Source organism: Actinokineospora sp. PR83, assembly GCF_021056305.1.
GTDB classification, from domain to species: domain Bacteria; phylum Actinomycetota; class Actinomycetes; order Mycobacteriales; family Pseudonocardiaceae; genus Actinokineospora; species Actinokineospora spheciospongiae.
On sequence record NZ_JAJCXD010000099.1, the window covers coordinates 1 to 3,147 of the forward strand.

Sequence of the window (3,147 nt, forward strand, 5' to 3'; positions counted from 1 at the left end):
GCACACTCCTACGCCTTCGACGTCTCCGTCTTCGAAATGTGGGGCGCACTCCTACACGGCGGACACCTCATCGTCGTACCCACCGACACCACCCGCTCCCCACACGACTTCGCAAACCTCATCACCCACCACGGAATCACCATCCTGAGCCAAACACCCACCGCGTTCCACGCGCTCTCGGGCGAGTTGCGGGGGCGGGAACAGCGGCTGCGGGCGATCGTGTTCGCGGGCGAGCGGCTGAACTACCCCGGCCTGCGCGCGTGGACCGACCACGCCGGGTTCGACTCGCCCCGGTTGGTCAACATGTACGGGATCACCGAGACCACCGTGCACTCGACATTCCACCTGGTGACGACGGCGGACCTCGAACGGTCGGACAACCCTGTCGGGTACCCGCTGGCCGACACCGCGATCCAGCTCCTCGGCCCCACCGGTGACCTGGTGCCGGTGGACGTGGTCGGGGAGATCCACGTGGCCGGTCCCGCGCTGGCCCGCGGCTACCACGACCGACCGGCGCTCACCGCCGAGCGGTTCACCCCCGACCCGTGGGGCCCGCCCGGATCGCGCCGCTACCGCAGCGGCGACCTGGCGCACCGCGACACCGACGGCGGGCTGGCATTCCACTCCCGCGCCGATGACCAGGTCAAGATCCGCGGCCACCGCGTCGAACCGGGCGAGGTGCAGGCCGCCATCACCGCGTACCCGGGCGTGACCGGCGCGCATGTCACCACGTCCACCTCGGGCGGCACCGCACAACTGGTGGCCTACGTGACGACGGCGGACGCCGATCATGCCGGGTTGGTGTTGGCGCTGCGCGAGCACCTGCGGTCCGCGCTGCCGCCGTACATGGTGCCCGCGCACGTCGTGGCGCTCGACGAGCTGCCCCGGACCACCAACGGCAAGCTCGACAAGGCGCGGCTTCCCCGGCCCGCCTCGGCGGCCGGGGAGCGGGTACCGCCCGCGACCGGACTGGAGCGGCAGGTGGCCGAGGTGTGGTCGACCGTCCTCGGCGTGCCGGACATCGGCGTGACCCAGGGGTTCTTCGACCTCGGGGGGGACTCCATCCGCGCCGTGGCCTTGGCGGGCGCGCTGCGCGCGGCGGGGATCGGGGTGTCCGTCGGGCAGATCCTGCGCGACCGCACGGTCCGGGAACTGGCCAGGGGGCTGGACGGCACCGAGACAGCGGGGGTGACCGAGATGGCACCGACCGAACCGTTCGCCCTGGTCTCCGACGGCGACCGGGCTCGACTGCCCGACTCTGCTGTCGACGCCTACCCGTTGACCCGCAACCAGCTGGGCATGTTGGTGGAGATGCTCGCCGACACGGCGGGGTCCAGCTACCACAACGTGAGCACGTCGGTCGTGCGCGACGACGGGCCGTTCGACGCGGACGCCCTGCGCCGGGCCGTCGCCGAGGTTGCGCGCAGGCACGCCGCACTGCGGACCTCCGCACACCTGACGTCGTACTCCGAGCCGCTTCAGGTCGTGCACGCCGAACCGGCCGTGCCCTTCGCCTGGGCCGACTTCGGCGCGCAGCCCGAGGACGCGCGGCGGGCGGGGATCGAGGACTTCGTCGCCGCCGAGCGGGACCGCGTGTTCGCCGTGGACGTCAACGAACCGCTGGTCCGCGTGTTCGCCCACGACCTGGGTGGGGAGTGGGCGCTGACCGTCACGCACTCGCACGCGGTGCTGGACGGCTGGAGCCTGCACCTGCTGCGCGAGGAACTGGTGCGCCTGTACCGGGCCTTGCGCGACGGCGGGCCGATCCCCGCCGAGCGGCCGGGTGCGGCGCGGTTCGCCGACACCGTCGCGGCGGAACTGGCGGCGCTCGACGACGAGTCCGATCGGGAGCACTGGAACGCCCTCACCGCCGCGCACCAACCCGCACGCCTGCCCGCGCACTGGGCGGGCGGGGAGGGTGAGGTGGGCGTGGTCGTCGACCACCGGGACCTCCTCCCCCGGCTGCGCGCGGTGGCCGAGGAACACGGGGTGGGGCTCAAGACCGTGCTGCTCGCAGCGCACACCAAGGTGTTGTCGCAGATCTGCCCGGAAGCGGCGCTGCACACCGGTCTGGTGACGCACACCCGACCGGAGGCGGAGGGGGCGGACCGGTTGGTCGGCATGCACCTCAACACACTGCCGCACCCGGTGGACCGCGGCGCGCGGACCTGGACCGAGCTGATCCTCGCCACGCACGCCCGCGAGAGCGCGGCGTGGGAGCACCGCCACTACCCGATGCAGCGCATCCAGCAGGACGCCGGGCAGGGCAGGCTCATCGACGTCGTCTTCAACCACCTCGACTTCTCCGCCGAGCGCAGCGGCGACGTGGACACGGTGATCAGTCGCGCCCCCAAGGAGTTCTCGCTGTCGGTGACCACGGCCGAGGGAGTGCTGTCCCTGCGGTCCGGGCCCGGGGCGCTGACCGAGGCGCACGCCGAGCGGCTCGCGGGGATGTACCGGGCGGTGCTGGCCGCGATCGCCGCGGGCGGTGACGGGGACGCCCGCGTGGTGCGGGTGCCCGAGGCCGAGGCGGCGCTGCTGGGCTCCTGGCACGGGCCGCGCCCCGGGGCCGGGGTCGACTTGCCCGTGCGGGTGTTCGAGCGTCAGGCGGCCGCCACACCGGACGCGCCCGCGGTCACCTCGGGCACGGGCACACTCACCTACGCTGAGCTGGACGCCGCAGCGAACCGGGTGGCGCACCACCTGCGCGCGCTCGGCGCCGGGCCGGAGCAGCTCGTCGGCGTCCACCTCGAACGCGGCCCCCACCTGCTCCCGGCGATCCTCGGCGTGCTCAAGAGCGGTGCGGCGTACCTGCCGCTCGACCCGGCCAACCCGGTGCAGCGCCTGCGGCAGATCACCGAGGACGCGGGAGCGCGCCTGGTGCTCACCGACGCGGACGCCTCCTGGAACCCAGGCGTGACCGTCCGCGTAGGAGACGAGGCCGGCTGCGCCGACACCGTCCCCGATGTTGCGCTGTCCCCGGACAACCTGGCGTACGTCATCTACACCTCCGGATCAACCGGCCACCCCAAAGGCGTCTCCATCACCCACTCCAACATCACCCGACTCCTGCACACCACACACACCCACTTCCACTTCACCCCCCACGACGTGTGGTCAATGGCACACTCCTACGCCTTCGACGTC

General features: G+C 72.7%; 1 protein-coding gene. It reads left to right on the plus strand.

The window, feature by feature from the left end:
• Window positions 1-3,147 (plus strand): AMP-binding protein (locus L6E12_RS29580; protein ID WP_236231216.1); only part of this gene is annotated, 3,147 nt, incomplete at both ends.